Origin of the sequence: Streptomyces rimosus, assembly GCF_008704655.1 — a bacterium.
Lineage (GTDB): Bacteria > Actinomycetota > Actinomycetes > Streptomycetales > Streptomycetaceae > Streptomyces > Streptomyces rimosus.
Window position 1 is genome coordinate 4403215 of the sequence record NZ_CP023688.1, and the last position, 18347, is coordinate 4421561.

Consider the following 18347-nt stretch of genomic DNA (forward strand, 5'->3'; position numbering starts at 1 on the left):
GTTCACGTGAACGCTGTTCACTATACTGAGCCCCATGAGCTCACCGTCAACCCCGACCCGCGGCCGCCCCGCCCGACTCGACCGCGCACGCACCCTGGAAACGGCACTTGACCTGCTGAATCAGTCGGGCCTCGACGCGCTGACCATGCGACGGCTCGCCGACGCGATGGGCGTACAGGCAGGCGCCCTGTACCGCTACTTCGCCACCAAGCAGGACCTGCTGACCGCCATGGCGGAACGGATGCTGGAGGGCGTCAGCACATCGGCCCAGGCCATAGACGGAGACGACTGGAGCGAACGCCTGGCCACCCTCGCCCGCGCCCAGCGCACCGCCCTGCTCGCCCACCGCGACGGCGCACGCGTATTCGCCGGCACCCACGCGACCGGCCCCAGCGTCCTCGGCTTCGCCGACACATTCGTGGGCGTACTACGGGAGGCCGGCTTCCAGGACGAAGCCGCGGCCCGCGCGCTCTATACGGTCGTCAACTACACCGTCGGCCACACCCTGGAGGAGCAGGCGGCACTCCAGGCGGAGGACGGAGACCCCGAGGCCGTCAGCGCCCTGCGCGACGCGGTGACGACAGACACATACCCCCACCTCAACGCCACCCTCCCCACCCTCACCAGCACGGACTTCACCCGGCTCTTCGAGTTCGGACTCGATCTGATCATCGAGGGGTTGCGGGCGCGGCACGCGCCTTCGTCGGCCAAGTGATGTGCTGGCCGCCCGGCCCGACGGTGATACCGAACCGCTCCAGGCCCGGGGAACCGTCGGCCCGCCAGCGCCGCACGTGTTCCTCCACCGCGTCCCACAACCGCGCCGGGCCTCCCTGGCGTACCAACGAGCGGCCCCTGTCCTGGCGGAGGGCTGCCCATGAGCCGTCCGCGACGTCCAGCAGCACCTGTTCGACACGGCCGTCCTCGCCCGCCAGGGTGATGTGCTGGGCGCGGGGGGCCGCGAGTTGTGCGACGAAGCGCGCGGTCCAGTCGTCCAGCGCCTCGTGTGCGGCCAGACGGGTGGGCCGTTCATCGGCGCTCGTCAGGTCGGGCAGGCAGCCGAGTGGGGGCGGCTGATGGGAGCGGGCGAGCATGAAGGAGATCCGGCCGCCGAGGAAGCGGCCACGCGCGATGCCCTCGCCGACCGTGAGGCAGGCCAGTTCGGAGGCGTACAGCCAGCCGGAGACGGTGGCCAGGATCCGGCCGCCCGGACGGGTCTGCCCGATCCAGTCGCCGGGGACCTCCAGGATTCCGCAGGAGGCGATCATCCGGTCGTACGGCGCCGAGGGCGCGTACCCGGCCAGGCCGTCCCCGACGACGAGTTCGGGAGCATGGCCGCACGCGCCGAGAGCGACCCGGGCCCGGGTCGCCACGTCCGGATCGACCTCTACGGAGGTGACACGGTCCGCGCCGACCCGATGGCACAGCAACGCGGTGGAGTACCCGGTGCCGGTGCCGATCTCCAGTACCCGGTGGCCATCGGCGACGCGGAGCTCTTCCAGCATGCGCAGCACCAGCCCCGGCATGGTGCTGGAGGAGGTGGGGGCCCGGCAGACCGCGCCGCGGACATCGGTCGGGACGATGGTGCCGGCTACCTGCGTGACCAGGGAATCGTCGCGGTAGCAGCGCTCCAGCCAGGTGTCGTCGCCGGGCAGCACGGGCCGCCACCAGGTCGGCGCGGAGCCGGGCTCCCGCTCGAAGAAGCCGCCGCGCAGGAACTCGTGCCGCGGCACCGCTTCGGCCGCCGCCCGCCACCGATCCGTACGGAGGTGCCCGGCGTCCGTAAGCCGACGGACCAGGTCCGCCCGCAGCTCGTCTTCCTTCACGCCGCGGCTCCCCTCTCCAGCAGGTCCGCCATGGCCGCCACCATGGGCAGGCCGGTCTCCGGCTCCAGCCAGGCCCACTGACCGGACGGATTGCATTCCAGGAACCACCATCGCCCCTGCCGGTCGACGGCGAAGTCGAACGCCCCGAAGACCAGCCGGAAGTGGTCGAGATAGGCGGCCAGAGCCTGCGGGACGCCGGGCGGCGGGGGCACGACGGTGTACGTCAGCGCTTCGTAATCGGTGCGCCAGTCCAGCAGGCCGGAGTCGATGCGTACGCAGAAGACGTGCTCACCGATGACGGTCACCCGGACGTCCGCCGCCTTGTCGACCCGGCGCTGGAACAGGTGCGCCGTACCGGCCACCGTGTCGTCGATCTCCTCGGCCGTGACCTCGGCGACTTCCACCGTGCAGGAGACACCGTCGATGCGGTACAGGGGTGTGGACAGGGGCTTGTAGATCACCGGGCCGTGTTCCTTGATGAACGTCCGTGCCGCCTCGGGATCGGAAGTGATCAGAGTGGGTGGCAGGCGGAAGCCGCACGAGGCCGCGGCGGCCAGGCCGGAGGGCTTGAACTCCGCGTCCCCGATGCGGTGCGGATGGTTGACGTACAGACATCCCGGCAGGGAAGCCAGCACACCGCCCAGCCCGTACCGGGCCTGCGTCAGAGCGAACCGGGCGTCCTGCTCCGCCAGGTGCGGGAAGCCGAAGCCGGACGGCCGCCGGTAGTAGAGCGAGCGGACACCGCTCAGGTCCGCGGCTCTGGAGGGTGTCGTGACCGTTCCGGCGAGCCCGTCGGAAGTGAAGGTGGCCGCGAGGGTCAGGGCGTGGGGGAAGTCCGCGGAATCCAGGCGTACGACGGGTACGCCGCGGCGGTACAGCTCCCGGACCACCAGGTCGGCCGTGGGGTCGTCCTTGCTGGTCACGGCCAGGACGGGCCGGGTGTCGCTCACTGGTCGCTGTCGTTGCCGGTGTCCTGGTCCCCGCCGCCGTCCCCACCGCCGCCGGCGCCGTCCGACGGGTTGCCGGTGTTGGTCGGCGGATTGGTTCCGGAGCTCGTACCGTGCCCGGGCATCAGCACCGGCCGCCCTTCGGCGTCGAAATAGCGGGCCGTCTGCGTCTCCGGGTCCAGTTCGGTACGTGCGTAGGCCGGCGCGAACGAGGGGTAGGGCGCCATGCGCCGCAGCCCCCACGGCGGTGGCGTCGGCGCGCCGGACGGCATCGGACAGCCGGTGGGGAAGCGATCCGCGTGGTGGAACACAAGGGTCTCCTCGCATGCGGCCTGTGCGGTGTGGCACCCGCGTGGCAGCACCGTGAGGCAACCGGAAGTGGTGGCGCGGTGTCCGCCGGCGCCGTGAACAGCGTGGCGGCCCCGGAGGGGGCGGAGGAAGAGCGCATGAGCGCGGAGGGGGGGTGGCAGGTTCACCCCCCTTCCTCCCTTCGCCGCACCCACGGCGCGTTTGGGCCGCGCCCGCCGCCCTCTCCCCACCCCTTGACCGTTGATCTTGCCAACCTTTTGGATCCCTTTACTTTCTTACCCCCAAGAATCGTTTGCCTTCAGCAACCAAGTGGTTCTACGGTTGCTCTAGGCAACAAAAGAAGAAGTGCGGAGGTGCCCATGGCCGCTCAGAGTCAGTACGAGGAGCTGGCCCGGCAGCTCAGTGCCATCGGTGCCGTCAAGCGGGAGATGGGGCGGATACTGCCGTCCGACTGTCCGCCCGCTTCGGCCGGGGTGCTCACGCTGCTCGACCGGTACGGCGAGATGCGGATGAGCAAGCTGGCGGAGCTGCTCGCGATCGACATGTCGGTCACGAGCCGGCATGTGGCGCACGTCGCCGAGCGCGGCTGGATCGAGCGGCAGCCCGATCCGCAGGACAAGCGCTCGCGCCTGCTGCGGCTGACACCGAGCGGCCGGCTGCTCCTCGCGGAGCTCTCCGAACGTTACACAGCATCACTCGCCCGGTACCTGGACGACTGGTCCGACAGCGACGTCGGCCGTCTGAACGAGTTGCTCGCCCGGCTCCGTACGAGCTTCGGCGACTGCCGGACCCGGGCGCACCACGAAACGACCCGCACACCCGCGGAATGAAAAGGAACCACATGGCTACGACCACACCATCCGGTGTGCGGGGCGGCCACGCCAAGCACGGGGGCCACCCGGCTCCCGACGGGGCGCCCATGTCGCACCGTCAGATCATGGAGGCGATATCCGGGCTGCTGCTCGGCATGTTCGTCGCCATCCTGTCCTCGACGATCGTCTCGAACGCGCTGCCCGAGATCATCCATGACCTCAAGGGCGGCCAGAGCGCCTACACCTGGGTCGTGACCGCGTCGCTGCTGGCGATGACCGCGGCCACCCCGCTGTGGGGCAAGCTCTCCGACCTGTTCAGCAAGAAGCTGCTGGTGCAGGTCGCCCTGGTGATCTACGTGGCGGGTTCGGTGGTGGCCGGTCTGTCGCAGAACGCAGGCATGCTGATCGCGTGCCGCGTCGTGCAGGGCATCGGCGTGGGCGGTCTGTCCGCGCTGGCCCAGATCGTCATGGCCGCGATGATCTCCCCGCGCGAGCGCGGCCGGTACAGCGGCTACATCGGCGCGACCTTCGCGGTCGCCACGGTCGGCGGCCCGCTGCTGGGCGGCGTCATCACCGACACCAGCTGGATGGGTTGGCGCTGGTGCTTCTACGTCGGCGTGCCGTTCGCGGTGATCGCCCTGATCGTGCTGCAGAAGACCCTGAAGCTGCCCGTGGTCAAGCGGGACGTCAAGGTCGACTGGGCGGGCGCCTTCTTCATCAGCGCGGCGGTCTCGCTGCTGCTGGTGTGGGTGACCCTGGCGGGCGACAAGTACGACTGGATCTCCGGCCAGACCTTCGCCATGGTCGGCGGCGCGATCGTGCTCGGCGCGATCTTCGTGTTCGTCGAGTCCAGGGCGGCCGAGCCGATCATCCCGCTGCGGCTGTTCCGCAACAAGACGATCACCCTCGCCTCGCTGGCCTCGCTGTTCGTCGGTATCGCGATGTTCACCGGCACCGTCTTCTTCAGCCAGTACTTCCAGCTGGCGCGCGGCGAGTCGCCGACGATGTCCGGGATCATGACGATCCCGATGATCGGCGGTCTGTTCATCTCCTCGACCGTTTCCGGTCAGATCATCACCAAGACCGGCAAGTGGAAGGCGTGGCTGGTCTCCGGCGGCGTGCTGGTGACCGCGGGCCTGGGCCTGCTGGGCACCATCCGCTACGACACCGAGTACTGGCACATCGCGATCTTCATGGCGCTGATGGGCCTCGGCATCGGCATGATGATGCAGAACCTGGTGCTGTGCACGCAGAACCAGGTCGCCCCGCAGGACCTCGGCTCCGCCTCCTCCGTCGTGACCTTCTTCCGCTCCCTCGGTGGTGCGGTGGGCGTCTCGGCGCTCGGCGCGGTGCTCGCCAACCGGGTCACGCACTACGTCAAGGACGGCGTGCAGGAGCTCGGCCCGCAGGCCGCGGCGAAGTTCGCGCAGGGCGGCGCCGGCTCCGGCGGCGGTGGCATCCCGGACCTGGACGCCCTCCCGGCCCCGTTCCGGACGATCATGGAGAGCGCCTACGGGCACGGCGTCGGCGACGTCTTCCTGTACGCGGCTCCGTGCGCGCTGCTCGCCTTCCTGCTGACGCTGTTCATCAAGGAGGTCGCGCTGAAGACCCAGGGCGGCATGGCGCAGGCCGCGACCCCGGAGGCCGAGCCGGCCGCCGCGGCCGCCCAGGCAGCGGCGCAGCCGCAGCCCGAGCCCGCCCTGGTGGGCGCGGGTGCCCCGGCGGGCCAGGACGACAACGGTGCGGCGCCCTCCTGGGCGCAGCAGCCGGCGGCGACCACCGCCACGCAGCCGCTGGCGGCGTACGCCTCGGCGGGCGGCGGTGACGAGGTCCCGGCCGGTCCGGCGATCCACGGCTCCGTACGCAACGCGGAGGGCCACCCGGTCGCGAACTCCGCGGTCACGCTGATCTCGCTCAGCGGTCGCCAGCTCGGCCGCTCGGTGGTCCAGGCCAACGGCTCGTACGTGCTGAACGCCCCCGGCGCCGGTTCGTACGTGCTGATCGCGGCGGCCGACGGCCACCAGCCGCAGGCGTCCACGGTCGTCGTCGGCGAGCAGGCGCTGGCCTACGACATCCTGCTCAGCGGCACCAGCGGCCTGGGCGGCCAGGTCCGCAGCGCGGTCACCGGCGAGCCGGTGGCGGACGCGATGGTCGTGGTCACCGATGTACGCGGTGAGGTGCTGGCCACCGGCAAGACCGCGCCGGAGGGGTACTTCTCCTTCGACGAGCTGGCCCCCGGCACGTACACCATCGCCGTCAACGCGGCCGACTTCCGGCCGACGGCGCTGCCGGTCGAGGTCGGCGGCCAGGGCACGACCCGCATCGAGGTCGAGCTGCTGTCCGGCGCCCGGGTGCAGGGCGTCGTACGGGCGGGAGCCGAGCGGCGGCCGCTGCCGGACGCGCGGGTCACCCTCGTGGACGCGGCGGGCAACGTCGTGGCCACCTCCACCACCGGTGAGGACGGCGCGTACGCCTTCACCGACCTGGACGCGGGCGACTACACGGTCATCGCGAGCGGCTACCCGCCGGTCGCCAACGGCCTGACGGTCGACGCGCGCGGGGTCGACGGCTACGACGTCGAGCTCGCCCACCCCGGCGAGTGATCCCGGGCCCGGGGACCTGCCGTACGGCGGCGGGCCCCCGGGAGCCCCGGTTCGTTCCGGGGCGCACGAACTCCGGTCCGCTGTCCTTTTGAGCGGAGAGGCAGCACGGACCGGACCCCAGGGCTCCGGCGGCGGTACGCGCACAGGCAGGGGACGGCCTGCGTGCCGCCGCCCGGAGCCCGACATGTGAGAGGCAAGAACGGGAGTGGGAATGACTTCGACGGGCGCGGCAGCGGCGGGACCGGCCAAGGGCGCGGGCGTCCGCGCGCAGATCCGTACACGGGACGGCTGGGCGGTGCAGCACGCGGTGCTGACCGTCACCGACATGACCGGCACCCAGGTGCTGCGCGCGGCGGCCGACGAGGACGGCGTCGTACGGGACGCCCAGCCGCTGGCCCCCGGCCCGTACACGGTGATCGTGACGGCGGTCGGCTACGCGCCGGTGGCCTCCAGCGCGATCGTGACGGCGAGCGGCCGGATGGACGTCGGCAACGTGACACTGGCGCGGCAGGGCGGGGCCGAGCTGCCGCCGCCGGGCGCCTGGACCATCGACCCGATGCACTCGACGGTCGCGGCGACCGCCCAGCACCTGGGCATCACCAGCGTGCACGGCCGCTTCCTGGACTTCGCCGGGCGCATCGAGATCGCCGAGGACCTGGAGAAGTCGTCGGTCGAGGCGGTCATCAAGACGGCGTCGATCGACACCGGCAACGGCATGCGCGACGGGCACCTGCGGACCGGGGACTTCCTGGACGTCGAGCAGTACCCGGAGATGACCTACCGCAGCTCCGGCCTGGAGCCGGCCGGCCCGGACCGCTGGACCGTGCACGGCGAGCTGTCGCTGCGCGGCGTGGTCCGCCCGGTGGACCTGGACCTGAGCTACCTCGGTACGGGTCCGGACCCGTGGGGCGGCGTGCGGGCGGCCTTCAACGCCACCGCCGAGCTGCGCCGCGAGGACTTCAAGATGAACTACAACCAGGTCGTCGCCGCCGGTATCGCGGCGATCGGCACGACGCTGCGCGTCGAGCTGGACATCCAGGCCGTACAGGGCGAGACCCTGCCGACGGCCTGACGACCCGGCCCCTCACCCCCCGACCGGGGCCGTACGCGACGGTGCCCCGCCCTTTGCACTGCAAGGGGCGGGGCACCGTCGTGCAGGGCAACCCGTCAGTTGGTCTTGCACTTGTTGCCCGTGGCGGGGTTGAGCAGCCCGATGACGTCGATGGTGTTGCCACAGATCGGGATGCCGACGTCGACCGGGACCTGGATGGCGTTGCCGGACAGGAGGCCCGGCGAGTTGGCGACCTTGGCCCCCGCCCCCGCGTCGGCGGCGGCGGTGCCGACGCTGCCGAGGACGGCGGCGACGGTCAGGACACCCGCGCTGATGGCAGTACGAACGCGCATATGGAGCTCCTTACGCTGCGCTGAGAAATGATCAGAAAAGAGGTTCACGCAGCGGCGGTCAGAAAAACCGACACGTCGGCCGATGCCCACGTTCGGCGGGACCGCTTCACGCTTCCGGACGCGCGGGGCGCACACAACGGCGTACGGGGTGGTAGGGGCGCCCCGGCCGGCTCCTACCGGGCGCCGTCCTGGTCCTCCTCGGTCTGTGCGCCCTCCGTCTGTGCGCGCTCCGTATCCACGCCCTCCGTCTGTACGCGCTCCCGCTCGCGCATCGCCTCGATGCCCGCGATCTGGAGATCGAGGGCGAAGGCGAAGTCGTGCTCCAGCATCTGCTCGGCGGTCAGCCCCTTGCGCGCGTACATCGCCTTGACGGACAGCTCCATCGTCTCGGCGAACTCCGGGCGATCCTGCACGGCGCCCACGACCTGCCGGAAGTACTCGTCGAGGGTGGAGCCCTCGGCCCGGCAGCGGGCGCGGTGCAGGCCCTGGATGGTGCAGAAGCCGTAGACGAACTGGAAGACCGCCGCGAGCGCTCCGGACGTCGACTCCTTCGAGAGGCCGCTGCGCGCCATCACCCGCAGGGTCGCGTTGGAGAAGGCCATCGAGTGCGGCCCGAAGTTGATGTACTCCCCCAGCAACCTCGGTACCCAGGGGTGGGCGAGCAGCATGGTGCGGTACTCGACGGCGAGGTGGCGCAGCTGGTCGCGCCAGTCGGCCGCCTCGTCGGACTCGTCGGGCAGGTCGATCTCGCCGGCCGCCGCGTCCATGGCCAGCTCCAGCAGGTCGTCCTTGGTGTCGACGTACCAGTAGACGGACATGGCGGTGACGCCCAGCTCGGCGGCGAGACGGCGCATGGAGAACTTCGCCAGGCCCTCGGCGTCCAGCAGCCGGACCGTGGCCGCGACGATCTTGTCGAGGTCCAGTCCGGCCGGCTGGTCCGCCTTCCGTTTCACCGGGGGGCGCTCGGCCAGCCACACGCTCTTCGGCTGTTTCCCGGCGCGGCCCGAAGTCGCGGCCATCTCGCGCCCTCCCTTTCGTTACGCAGTGGTACGCACTCGATGCTATTCCGGGCGGGCGGCGGCCGGAGCCGGGCCCGTACCGTCTTCGTGCACGTCGGCACGGTGCGCGCCGTCGCCCGCCGCGGACCGGTCGCGCTCCGCGCGGCGCAGCAGGAACGCCGCGAGCAGGCCGCCGAGGAAGACCGCCGCCGCACCCACGAGTTGGCTGGTGCCGATGCCGGAGGCGAACGCGTCGTGCACGGCCGCCCGGTCCGCGTCCGTACGGGCCAGGGCCAGCGCGGCAGGCAGCGAACCGGCGCCCAGCGCGACCGCCGGGAGCAGTGCGGCGAAACGGGAGTTGAGCACCGCGCCGAGCACCGCGACGCCCAGGCCCTGGCCGAACTCCATCAGCGTGCCGTTCACGCCCGCGCCCACCCCGGCCTTCTCCACCGGGATCGCGGACATCACCGCGTTGGCCATGGCGGGCATCGCGAAGGCCACGCCGACGCCCATCACCAGCAGGCCGAGCAGCATGCCGCCATAGCTGTCGCTGCCCAGGGTGGCGATGGCGGTCAGACCGGCGGCGAGCAGGGTCATGCCGGTCACGATCATGCCCGGGGTGCCGAGCCTGGGCATCAGCTTGGCGCCCAGGCCGCTGAAGTTCAGTACGACGACCATCAGGGCCAGCGGAGCCATCCGCAGACCGGCCTCCAACGGGCCGTACCCGAGGACCAGTTGCAGATGCTGGGTGAGCAGGAACATCGAGCCGCCCAGGCCGAAGGCCACCAGGATGCCGCCGGACACCGCGCCGATGAACCGGCTGTTGCGGAAGAAGTGCATGTCCAGCATCGGGTACGGAACGCGCAGTTCCCACAGCGCGAAGACGGCCAGGCCCACGATGCCGACGGCGGCGGAGGCCAGCACCCGGCCGGAGAGCCAGCCGCTCCCGGGCCCGGAGATGATCGCGAAGACCACGCCCACCATGCCGATCATGGAGAGCAGCGCGCCGACGATGTCGGGGCGGTCGCCGCTGGGGTTCTTCGACTCGGGGACCAGCCGCAGTACTGCGACCAGGCCGATCAGCGCGACCGGAATGTTGATCAGGAACAGCGCGCCCCACCAGAAGTGGGCCAGCAGCGTGCCGCCGATCAGCGGCCCGGCGGCGAAGCCGAGCGAATTGACCGAGCTCCAGATGCCGATGGCCTTGGGGCGCTCGGTGTCGTCGAATATCTGCATCACGACGGCGAGCGTGGTCGTCATCAGCAGCGCGCCGCCGACGCCCATCCCGGCGCGGGCCGCGATCAGCTGGCCGGGCGACTGGGCGAGGGAGGCGGCGAGCGAGGCGACGCCGAACAGCACCAGGCCGAGGGCGAGCATCTTCTTGCGGCCGTAGCGGTCGGCCGCGTTGCCCGCGGTGAGCAGCAGGCCGGACTGGACGAGGGAGTACGCGTTGAGCATCCACTGCACGTCGGCGGTGGTGGCGCCCATCTCCTCGGTGAGGGAGGGCACGGCGACGTTCAGGACGGTGTTGTCGAGCAGGACGGTCAGCTGCGCGAGGCAGATGACGGCGAGGATGAGCCAGCGGGCGGGATTGCGGGCCGGGCTCAAGGGATCGGTGGCGCTGGGGGCCACGGAGGACATGCAGGCTCCCTGTACGGAGTGATGCGAGCGGAAGAGCGGGACGCATACACCGTACAGGGAGCGTTATACGCCGTACAGGCGATTATTCGGCGTTGGAACGATGGCGATCGCTACGTCACGAGACGGGACGCGTCAAGTCATAGAGCGTCGAGTTCCCGATGGTGACCTTCTTGAAGGCCTTCTCGACCCACTTGGTGATGTCGGACGAGGTGGAGGCAGAGGCAGAGCTGCCGCCCCCCTTCGTGCCGAAGAAGCCGCCGCCCATTCCGCCGCCGATAAAGTAGTGGATCTTCCCCTGGCGTACGTACTCCTTAAACCGTTCCAGGGTCGGTGACGGGTCGCTGCCGTTGAAGCCGCCGATGGGCATGACCGGCAGACCGGTGGCCAACTGGTAACTCGCGGCGTTCTGGGAGCCGATCGCGGCGGCGGCCCAGGTGTGGTCGGCGGCGTTCTTCTTGAGGGCGGCCTTGGCCTTGGCGCTGACCTGTTGGCCGTTGAGGAGGCCGCCGAGGGCGTTGTGGTCCTTGCCGCCGCGTGTGCCGTGGCCCTGGCCCGGGCCGGGACCCTGGCCGGGCGGCGGTCCGGCCGTACCGCCGTGGTTCCTACCGCCCTTGCCGCCCGGCCCCGGCCCGCGCCCGCCGATGATGATCATGCCGCCGTGCCGGCCTCCGGCTCCCCTGACCTCCGGCCCCGCGGTGACGATGGAGCCGGTGTGCGGGGTGTTGACCGTGTTCGCGGCGTACGCGACCGGGCCGCCCAGCCCCGCGGCGATGCCCAGCCCGGCGGCCACGACGGCCAGCCTGCGCCCCAGCCGTACGGAAAGCAGCAGCCCCAGCGCCGCCACGGCACCGACCGCGACGACGGTCCAGCGCAGCCAGGGCATCCATTGCGGTGACCGCGCCAGCAGGACGTACGCCCACCCCGCCGTCACCGCGACCGTGCCCGCCAGCAGCAGCGCGGCGGCGGTACGGGCGCGCCGTTGCCACAGCAGCGTGGCGCCCATGGCGACGAGGGCCGCGATGTACGGCGCCAGCGCCACGTTGTAGTACTGGTGGAAGATCCCGGACATGAAGCTGAACGTCGTGAACGTCATCAGCAGCGCCCCGCCCCACACCAGGAACGCAGCGCGCGCGGCGTCGGTACGGCGGGCCCGCCGCAGCACCACCAGCCCCGCGACCAGCAGCAGGAACGCGGCGGGCAGCAGCCAGGAGATCTGGCCGCCCATGTCGGAGGTGAACAGCCGGGTGATTCCGGTGTCACCCCAGGCACCCCCGCCCCCGCGTCCGCCGCCGCCGGGCGGGCCGCCGCCCACGCTGCCGGCCTCGTCGCCGTTGATACGGCCGAGGCCGTTGTAGCCGAAGGTCAGCTCCAGAAAGCTGTTGTGCTGCGAGCCTCCGATGTACGGGCGCGAGGCGGCCGGCCACAGTTCCACGATCGCGACCCACCAGCCGCCGGACACCACCATCGCCAGCCCGCCCAGCAGCAGTTGGACGATGCGGCGACGCAGCGCAGTTGGTGCGCAGACCGCGTACACGACCGCCAGCGGCGGCAGGATCAGCCACGCCTGCAACGTCTTGGTCAGGAAGGCGAAGCCGAAGCAGACGCCCGCCAGCAGTAGCCACTTCGTACGGGCGTCCTCCAGCGCGCGCAGCACGCAGTACACGGCGCACACCATGAGCAGGCAGAGCAGCGCGTCGGGATTGTTGAAGCGGAACATCAGCGCGGCGACCGGCGTCAGCGCGAGCAGCGCGCCCGCGAACAGCCCGGCGCCCGCGCCGAATCGGCGCCGTACGGCCGCGTACAGCACACCGACCGTGGCGACCCCCATCAGCGCCTCGGGCACCAGGATCGCCCACGCGCTGAGACCGAAGAGCCGTACGGACAGGGCCATCGGCCACAGGGCGGCCGGGGGCTTGTCGACGGTGATGGAGTTCGCCGCGTCGGACGACCCGAAGAAGAACGCCGTCCAGCTCGCGGAGCCGGCCTGGGCTGCCGCCGAGTAGAACTGGTTCGCGTAACCGGACGCGCCCAGATCCCAGAGGTAGAGGGCGGCGGTGGCCAGGAGGAGGACCAGGAGGGCGGGGCGGTGCCGGCGGGGGTTCGGGGTCGGCTCGTTTTTCTGGGCGGAGGTGGCTGGTGGGGTCGCCTCAGGAGTGGCGTCCGGTTTCGGGGGGCGGGTGTCGTGCGTGGTCATCAGGCGCTCCTGCCGGGGCGGTTCGGTACGGCGGTGGGGCGGTCCGATACCGCGGTCGGGCGGCCCGGTACGGCGGTGGGGCGGTCCGATACCGCGGTCGGGCGGCCTGGTACGGCGGTGGGGCGGTCCGGCTGCGGTGCGGCGCTCCTGCCGTCCCGCTCCCGGTCCGTGAAGACCCACGCCCGGAAGAGCAGGAACCGCAGCAGCGTCGCCGCGAGGTTCGCGGCCACCAGGACGGCCATCTCGGTGCCGTGCGCGGGGTCGCCGGCCGCGGCGTCCAGGGCGGCCAGTGAGCCGCTGGTCAGGGCCAGGCCGATGCCGAAGACGACGAGCCCCTGGGCCTGGTGGCGTACGGCGCGGTCCCGGCCCCGTACGCCGAACGTCAGTCGCCGGTTCGCCGCCGTGTTGCCGATCGCCGACAGCAGCAGCGCGGCGGCGTTGGCCGCCTGCGGTCCTACGCCGAGCCGGAAGAGGGAGTAGAGCCCCAGGTAGAGCAGCGTGCTGAGGGCGCCGACCACGCAGAAGCCCATGACCTGGCGCGCCAGCCCGCGCGGTACGCCGCTCAGGTCGCGGTCGCGCGGGTCGTCGCCGAAGGGCCGGGCGAGCCGGTCCAGCGGCAGCGCGCCGGTCGCCAGCGCGCGCCCCACCCGCCACACGCCTTTCAGGTCCTCGGTGGCCGTCCGCAGGATGTGCACGGTGCTGTGCGGATCGTCCACCCAGTCCACCGGCACCTCGTGGATGCGCAGCCCGGCCCGTTCCGCGAGCACCAGCACCTCGGTGTCGAAGAACCAGCCGCTGTCCTCGACCATGGGCAGCAGCCGCTCGGCGACATCGCCCCGTACCGCCTTGAAGCCGCACTGCGCGTCCGAGAAGCGGGCGGCCAGCGAGCCGCGCAGGATGAGGTTGTACGAGCGGGAGATGAACTCGCGCTTCGGCCCGCGCACCACCCGCGAACTGCGCGCCAGCCGCGAGCCGATCGCCAGGTCGGAGTGGCCGGAGATCAGCGGGGCGACCAGCGGCAGCAGCGCGTTCAGGTCGGTGGACAGATCGACGTCCATGTAGGCGAGCACCGGCGCGTCGGAGAGGGACCACACGGTGCGCAGCGCCCGGCCGCGCCCCTTCTCCTCCAGGCGTACGGCCGTCACCTCGTCGATCTTCTCGTCCAGCGCCGCGGAGATCTCGGGGGTGCGGTCCGTGCTCGCGTTGTCCGCGATGGTGATCCGGAAGCCGTACGGGAAGGTGCGGGAGAGGTGGTCGTGGAGCCGCCGTACGCAGGGCTCCAGGTCGGACTCCTCGTTGTAGACGGGGATCACGACATCGAGCACCGTGGTGGTCTGCCCGGGGCGCAGATGCTCACGAGGCGGCAGGGAGCCCAGAGGCGTCTGGGCCGGCTGTGTCGTCGTCATGCCACCGACACTCGCCGGGTGCGCTGTCACCCTTGTGTGGTGTCGCTGTGACCCGCCTGTGAATGGGTGTGCTCCGGGGGCGCTCGGTGAAGCCGAGGGGCGCGTGTGGCGTCGCGCGCCGGTCCGTCGGCGGGCAGCCGGACGCTGAAGACCGTACGTCCTGGCACGCTCTCCACCCGGGCCGTACCGCCGTGCGCCGCGACCACGGCCTGCACGATGGCCAGCCCGAGCCCCGTGCTCCCACCCTTGCCGCTGCCCGTGCCCCCGCCCGCCGCTCCGGTTTCCGTACGGGCGCGGGACGCGTCGCCGCGGGCGAAGCGCTCGAAGACGTGCGGCAGCAGGCCGGGCGGTACGCCGGGGCCGTCGTCCCGCACCTCCAGCCGGACGAAGCGGCCCGTCCCGGGCACCGGGGGCTCGCGCCGGAGGCGGGCGACGACCGTGGTGCCCTCGGGGGTGTGCGTACGGGCGTTGGCCAGCAGGTTGACCAGAACCTGCTGCAGCCGGTCCGCGTCGGCGCGTACGCACACCGGGTCGTCGGGCAGTTCCAGGCGCCACTTGTGGCCGGGCCCGGCGGCGCGGGCGTCGCTGACGGCGTCCACGACCAGCGGCGCGAGGTCGGTGCTCTCGTACGACAGCGGGCGGCCGGCGTCCAGGCGTGCGAGCAGCAGCAGGTCCTCCACCAGGCCGGTCATCCGCTGCGCCTCGGACTCGATGCGGCCCAGGGCGTGCCGGGTGGCGGGGCCGGGCTCCTCGCGCCCCCGCCGGGTCAGCTCGGCGTAGCCCCGTATCGAGGCCAGCGGCGTGCGCAGCTCATGGCTGGCGTCGGCGACGAATCTGCGGACCCTCGTCTCGCTCTCCTGGCGGGCGGCGAGCGCCGAACCGACGTGCCCCAGCATCCGGTTGAGTGCCGCGCCGACCTGGCCGACCTCCGTACGGGGATCGGCCTCGGCGGCCGGGACGCGTTCGTGCAGGGCCACCTCTCCGCGGTGCAGGTGCAGTTCGGAGACGCGGGTGGCCGTGGCGGCGACCCGACGCAGCGGCCACAGCGCTATCCGGACCGTGGCGGCGCCGGCGAGACCGGCTGCCACCAGGCCCGCGGCCGTGACGCAGACCTCCACGACGATCAGCCGGCCGACGACGTTCTGCACCTCGCCGGACGGCAGCCCGACCAGCGCGGAGTCGTCCGGCGCGGAGGCGACGCGGTAGTCGCCGAGCCCCGGCAGGGTGACGGTGTGCGGACGCCCGTCCCGCGGTACGTCGGCCAGCGCGCCCACCTGCTCGTCCGTCAGCGTGACCATGTTCTGCGCGGGCATCGGGTTGCGCGCGTCGATGCTGCGGGCCGCCGCGATGATCTCGCCGTCGGAGGAGACGCGCGCGCCGACCGTGCCGATGGGCTGGCCGGGCCCGACGATGAACCCGAGGCCCCGGTGATCGAGAAAACTCCCCTCCCGGGCACCCGTGTGCTGGGCCGACTCCAGCAGCTTGTCGTCCAGTTGGCCCTGGAGGTAGGAGTGCAGGGCGATGGTGGTGACCGTACCGATCACCGCACAGACCACCGCGATCAGCATCACAGCCGAAGCGATCAATCGCGTACGCAACGTCCACCGCCGGGGCCGCAGACGAAGGTGGCGGGGGCGGCGGTGGCGGTGGGTGGTGGGTTGGCGGCCGGGCGCGGTGGGGCCGGGCGCGTGCGAGGTGGCCGCGTTGGAGCGGGGCGCGCCGGAGTCGGGCGCACCGGAATCGGACGCACCGGGTTCGGGGCCGTGGGGGCCGCCGGGCGCGGCGGATTCGGGGCCGTGGAGGCCGGGCGCGGCGGGGCCGAGCGCGTGCGAGGTGGCCGCGTTGGAGCGGGGCGCGCCGGAACCGGACGCACCGGAGTCGGGGCCGTGGGGGCCGCCGGGCGCGGCGGATTCGGGGCCGTGGAGGCCGGGCGCGGCGGGGCCGGGCGCGTGCGAGGCGGCCGCGTTGGGGCCCGGCACACAGAAACCGGGGGCGCCGGACTCGGGACCGTGAAGACCGGGCACGCCGGATTCGTGACCGTGAAGGCCGGGAGCACCGGAACCAGCCGTGCCGGAACCCTCCGCCCCGGAACCACCCACACCAGATTCAGCCGCCCCGGAGCCCCCCACCGCCCCCGCCACCACGGCCACCCACTACCCGCCCGGCTTGATCAGATAGCCCGCCCCCCGGCGCGTGTGGATCATCGGGCTGCGGCCCGCGTCGATCTTCCGGCGCAGGTACGAGATGTACAGCTCCACGACGTTGGCCTGGCCGCCGAAGTCGTAGCTCCACACCCGGTCCAGGATCTGCGACTTGCTCAGCACCCGTCGCGGGTTGCGCATCAGATACCGCAGCAGCTCGAACTCGGTGGCCGTCAGATGGATCTCCTCGCCGCCGCGCCACACCTCATGGCTCTCCTCGTCCAGCAGCAGGTCACCGACCGAGAGCAGCGATTCACCGCGCCCCACCGCCGCGCCCGCCCGGCGCAGCAGGCCGCGCAGCCGCGCCACCACCTCCTCCAGGCTGAAGGGCTTGGTCACATAGTCGTCGGCGCCCGCCGTCAGCCCGGCGATCCGGTCCTCGACCGCGTCCTTCGCGGTCAGGAACAGCACCGGCACCTCCGGCAGTTCGTGGCGCAGCCGGCCCAGGACGGTCAGCCCGTCCATGTCCGGCAGCATCACGTCCAGCAGCACCGCGTCCGGGCGCCACTCACGCGCGGCCCGCAGCGCGGCCGTACCGTCGCCCTCGGCACGGATGTCCCAGCCCTCGTAACGCAGCGCCAGGGAGAGCAGTTCGGCGAGCGACGCCTCGTCGTCGACGACCAGCACCCGTACCGGGCTACCGTCGGGACGCAGCAGCTCAGCAGGCTTCTTCGCGGTGGATGTGGACGCTGTCACGGTCATGCCGCAAAGGCTGACCACCCCCTCTGAGAGACGTCTTGCGCGTACCTGTGAATCTCCTGAGAAACACCCGTCACCGCCGGACATGTGTGGTGGAACCGGACTGGGCCGCCCCCCGCGCGGTCCAGCCGGCCACCAACGGGAATCAGCATGCCACCCACCACTGACAATCGCTCTGACCTGCGGGTTTACCGCTCCCGGCGGCCTCGCCCGTACGCCGCGCTTCCCTTGACGCCGACGTCAATCCGTACCGTCACCGCATGAAGATCCTCGCCCTCAACGGCAGCCTGCGCGCCCGCTCCTCCAACGGCGCCGTCCTGCGCTCCGCGCTCGCCCTCACCGACGCCGCGTCCACCGTCGCCGACCTCGCCGCGCTCCCCCACTTCAACCCCGACCTGGACGGCGTGGACGACGCGCCACCCGCCCCCGTGGCCGCGCTGCGCCGCGCCGTGGCGGAGGCGGACGCCGTCCTGGTCGTCAGCCCCGAGTACGCCCACGGCGTCCCCGGCGTCCTCAAGAACGCGCTCGACTGGTTGGTCAGCAGCGCCGAATTCCTGGACAAACCAACCGCCGTGCTGACCGCGTCGCCTTCGCCCACCGGCGCCGCGTACGCACACGAGCAGCTGCGCGAGACCCTGCGCATGATGTCCGCCGACGTACTCCCGGACGCCTGCCGCAACCTCACCGCCATCGGCCCGAAAACCGACCCGGCCACCGCAACCGTCACCGACCCGGCGACCCTCCAGGAGCTGCGCACGGCCATGGCGGCGCTGCGCGACGCGCGAAGTGCATGAGTTGCGACGAGTTCCGCCGGGCGGCCTCGCCCCGGCGGACCTGCGCGCCACGGTCAGCCGCCGTCAACCGTGATCGGCGGCAACGCCCACTCCGCCGGCGGCCCTTCGCCCACGGCACCCCCATGTCGCCCCCCACGGGGACGAGGAGCGAACCGCAACAACCCCCGAGCCGACAATCCCGCGATCGCCAGTCACCGTGAGTAGTCGCCCCGCGCTTGCCTTAAGTCAGCCTTAAAACACGAGCTGACAGGCCCCGCAGAACCCAACACAACACAACACCGCTGGTGAACACGTTATTTGACGTTGAACAACCACTCTTTCCCGTGATCGATGACATGCGCAGGCCATGGTGTATGGTTTCGCCCGCTGTCACCGAGAGTGCTGCTTTGGCCAGTGATTCGTTCCCTGGTTGAACGCATTCGCACCCCGGAGGGCAGTGCGCAACTCCCCCACGGCGGGGCCCGCGTGAACCGGACCTGGTCGGTCAGGCCCGGTCCGCGTGCGCCGCAGAAAGGT

The 18347-nt window shown here is 71.8% G+C and carries 15 protein-coding genes; 5 read left to right on the plus strand and 10 right to left on the minus strand.

Features of this window, described 5'->3' with window-relative positions:
* Window positions 1-34: 34 nt before the first annotated feature.
* Complete coding sequence (locus CP984_RS18525) at window positions 35-715, plus strand: TetR/AcrR family transcriptional regulator (protein WP_003984162.1); 681 nt, start codon at window positions 35-37, stop codon at window positions 713-715.
* On the opposite strand, the gene tgmC is transcribed toward CP984_RS18525, so the two are convergent.
* Genes tgmC through tgmA form a run of 3 tightly spaced genes read right to left on the minus strand, consistent with a single transcriptional unit; the run spans window position 669 to window position 3081 of the window.
* The gene (gene tgmC / locus CP984_RS18530) at window positions 669-1823 is read right to left on the minus strand and encodes an ATP-grasp peptide maturase system methyltransferase (protein WP_003984163.1); all 1155 of its coding nucleotides are present in this window, start codon (window positions 1821-1823) and stop codon (window positions 669-671) included. The two genes, CP984_RS18525 and tgmC, sit on opposite strands and share 47 nt — an antisense overlap.
* Window positions 1820-2773, minus strand: a complete 954-nt coding sequence (tgmB, locus tag CP984_RS18535; RefSeq protein ID WP_003984164.1) for an ATP-grasp ribosomal peptide maturase — start codon at window positions 2771-2773, stop codon at window positions 1820-1822. Before tgmB ends, tgmC begins: the two co-directional genes overlap by 4 nt.
* Window positions 2770-3081: a putative ATP-grasp-modified RiPP gene (gene tgmA, locus CP984_RS18540; RefSeq protein WP_003984165.1), complete on the minus strand. Its 312-nt coding sequence runs from the start codon at window positions 3079-3081 to the stop codon at window positions 2770-2772. The genes tgmB and tgmA overlap by 4 nt, the downstream gene beginning before the upstream one ends.
* 357 nt (window positions 3082-3438) lie before the next feature.
* On the opposite strand from tgmA, the gene CP984_RS18545 reads away from it, so the two are divergent.
* The 3 genes from CP984_RS18545 (at window position 3439) to CP984_RS18555 (ending at window position 7566) form a co-directional block, all read left to right on the plus strand.
* Window positions 3439-3909: a MarR family winged helix-turn-helix transcriptional regulator gene (locus CP984_RS18545; RefSeq protein WP_003984166.1), complete on the plus strand. Its 471-nt coding sequence runs from the start codon at window positions 3439-3441 to the stop codon at window positions 3907-3909.
* A gap of 11 nt (window positions 3910-3920) precedes the next feature.
* The gene (locus CP984_RS18550; protein WP_030184300.1) at window positions 3921-6494 is read left to right on the plus strand and encodes an MFS transporter; all 2574 of its coding nucleotides are present in this window, start codon (window positions 3921-3923) and stop codon (window positions 6492-6494) included.
* Between the two features lie 211 nt (window positions 6495-6705).
* On the plus strand, window positions 6706-7566 hold the full coding sequence (locus tag CP984_RS18555) for a YceI family protein (RefSeq protein WP_003986562.1): 861 nt from the start codon (window positions 6706-6708) through the stop codon (window positions 7564-7566).
* A gap of 95 nt (window positions 7567-7661) precedes the next feature.
* On the opposite strand, the gene CP984_RS18560 is transcribed toward CP984_RS18555, so the two are convergent.
* From CP984_RS18560 to CP984_RS18590, 7 genes are all read right to left on the minus strand, one after another.
* Window positions 7662-7898 carry a chaplin gene (locus tag CP984_RS18560; protein WP_003986563.1) on the minus strand — a complete coding sequence of 79 codons (237 nt, stop codon included), beginning with the start codon at window positions 7896-7898 and terminating at the stop codon, window positions 7662-7664.
* A 173-nt stretch (window positions 7899-8071) separates the two neighbouring features.
* Window positions 8072-8917 (minus strand): TetR/AcrR family transcriptional regulator, encoded by an 846-nt coding sequence (locus CP984_RS18565; RefSeq protein WP_003986564.1) that lies wholly within the window; start codon window positions 8915-8917, stop codon window positions 8072-8074.
* 42 nt (window positions 8918-8959) lie between these two features.
* Window positions 8960-10537, minus strand: coding sequence for an MFS transporter (locus CP984_RS18570; protein ID WP_003986565.1), 1578 nt, complete (start codon window positions 10535-10537; stop codon window positions 8960-8962).
* 115 nt (window positions 10538-10652) lie between these two features.
* Entirely contained in the window at window positions 10653-12731 is a 2079-nt protein-coding gene (locus CP984_RS18575; RefSeq protein ID WP_003986566.1) for an ArnT family glycosyltransferase, read from the minus strand.
* Window positions 12731-14137, minus strand: a complete 1407-nt coding sequence (locus CP984_RS18580) for a glycosyltransferase (protein WP_078575560.1) — start codon at window positions 14135-14137, stop codon at window positions 12731-12733. Before CP984_RS18580 ends, CP984_RS18575 begins: the two co-directional genes overlap by 1 nt.
* A 26-nt stretch (window positions 14138-14163) precedes the next feature.
* Window positions 14164-15705: a sensor histidine kinase gene (locus CP984_RS18585; protein WP_050498933.1), complete on the minus strand. Its 1542-nt coding sequence runs from the start codon at window positions 15703-15705 to the stop codon at window positions 14164-14166.
* Between the two features lie 585 nt (window positions 15706-16290).
* Window positions 16291-17040, minus strand: a complete 750-nt coding sequence (locus CP984_RS18590) for a response regulator transcription factor (protein WP_003986394.1) — start codon at window positions 17038-17040, stop codon at window positions 16291-16293.
* A gap of 257 nt (window positions 17041-17297) precedes the next feature.
* Here CP984_RS18590 and CP984_RS18595 point away from each other — a divergent pair, with 257 nt between their 5' ends.
* On the plus strand, window positions 17298-17831 hold the full coding sequence (locus CP984_RS18595; RefSeq protein ID WP_003986395.1) for an NADPH-dependent FMN reductase: 534 nt from the start codon (window positions 17298-17300) through the stop codon (window positions 17829-17831).
* Window positions 17832-18347: the final 516 nt, after the last annotated feature.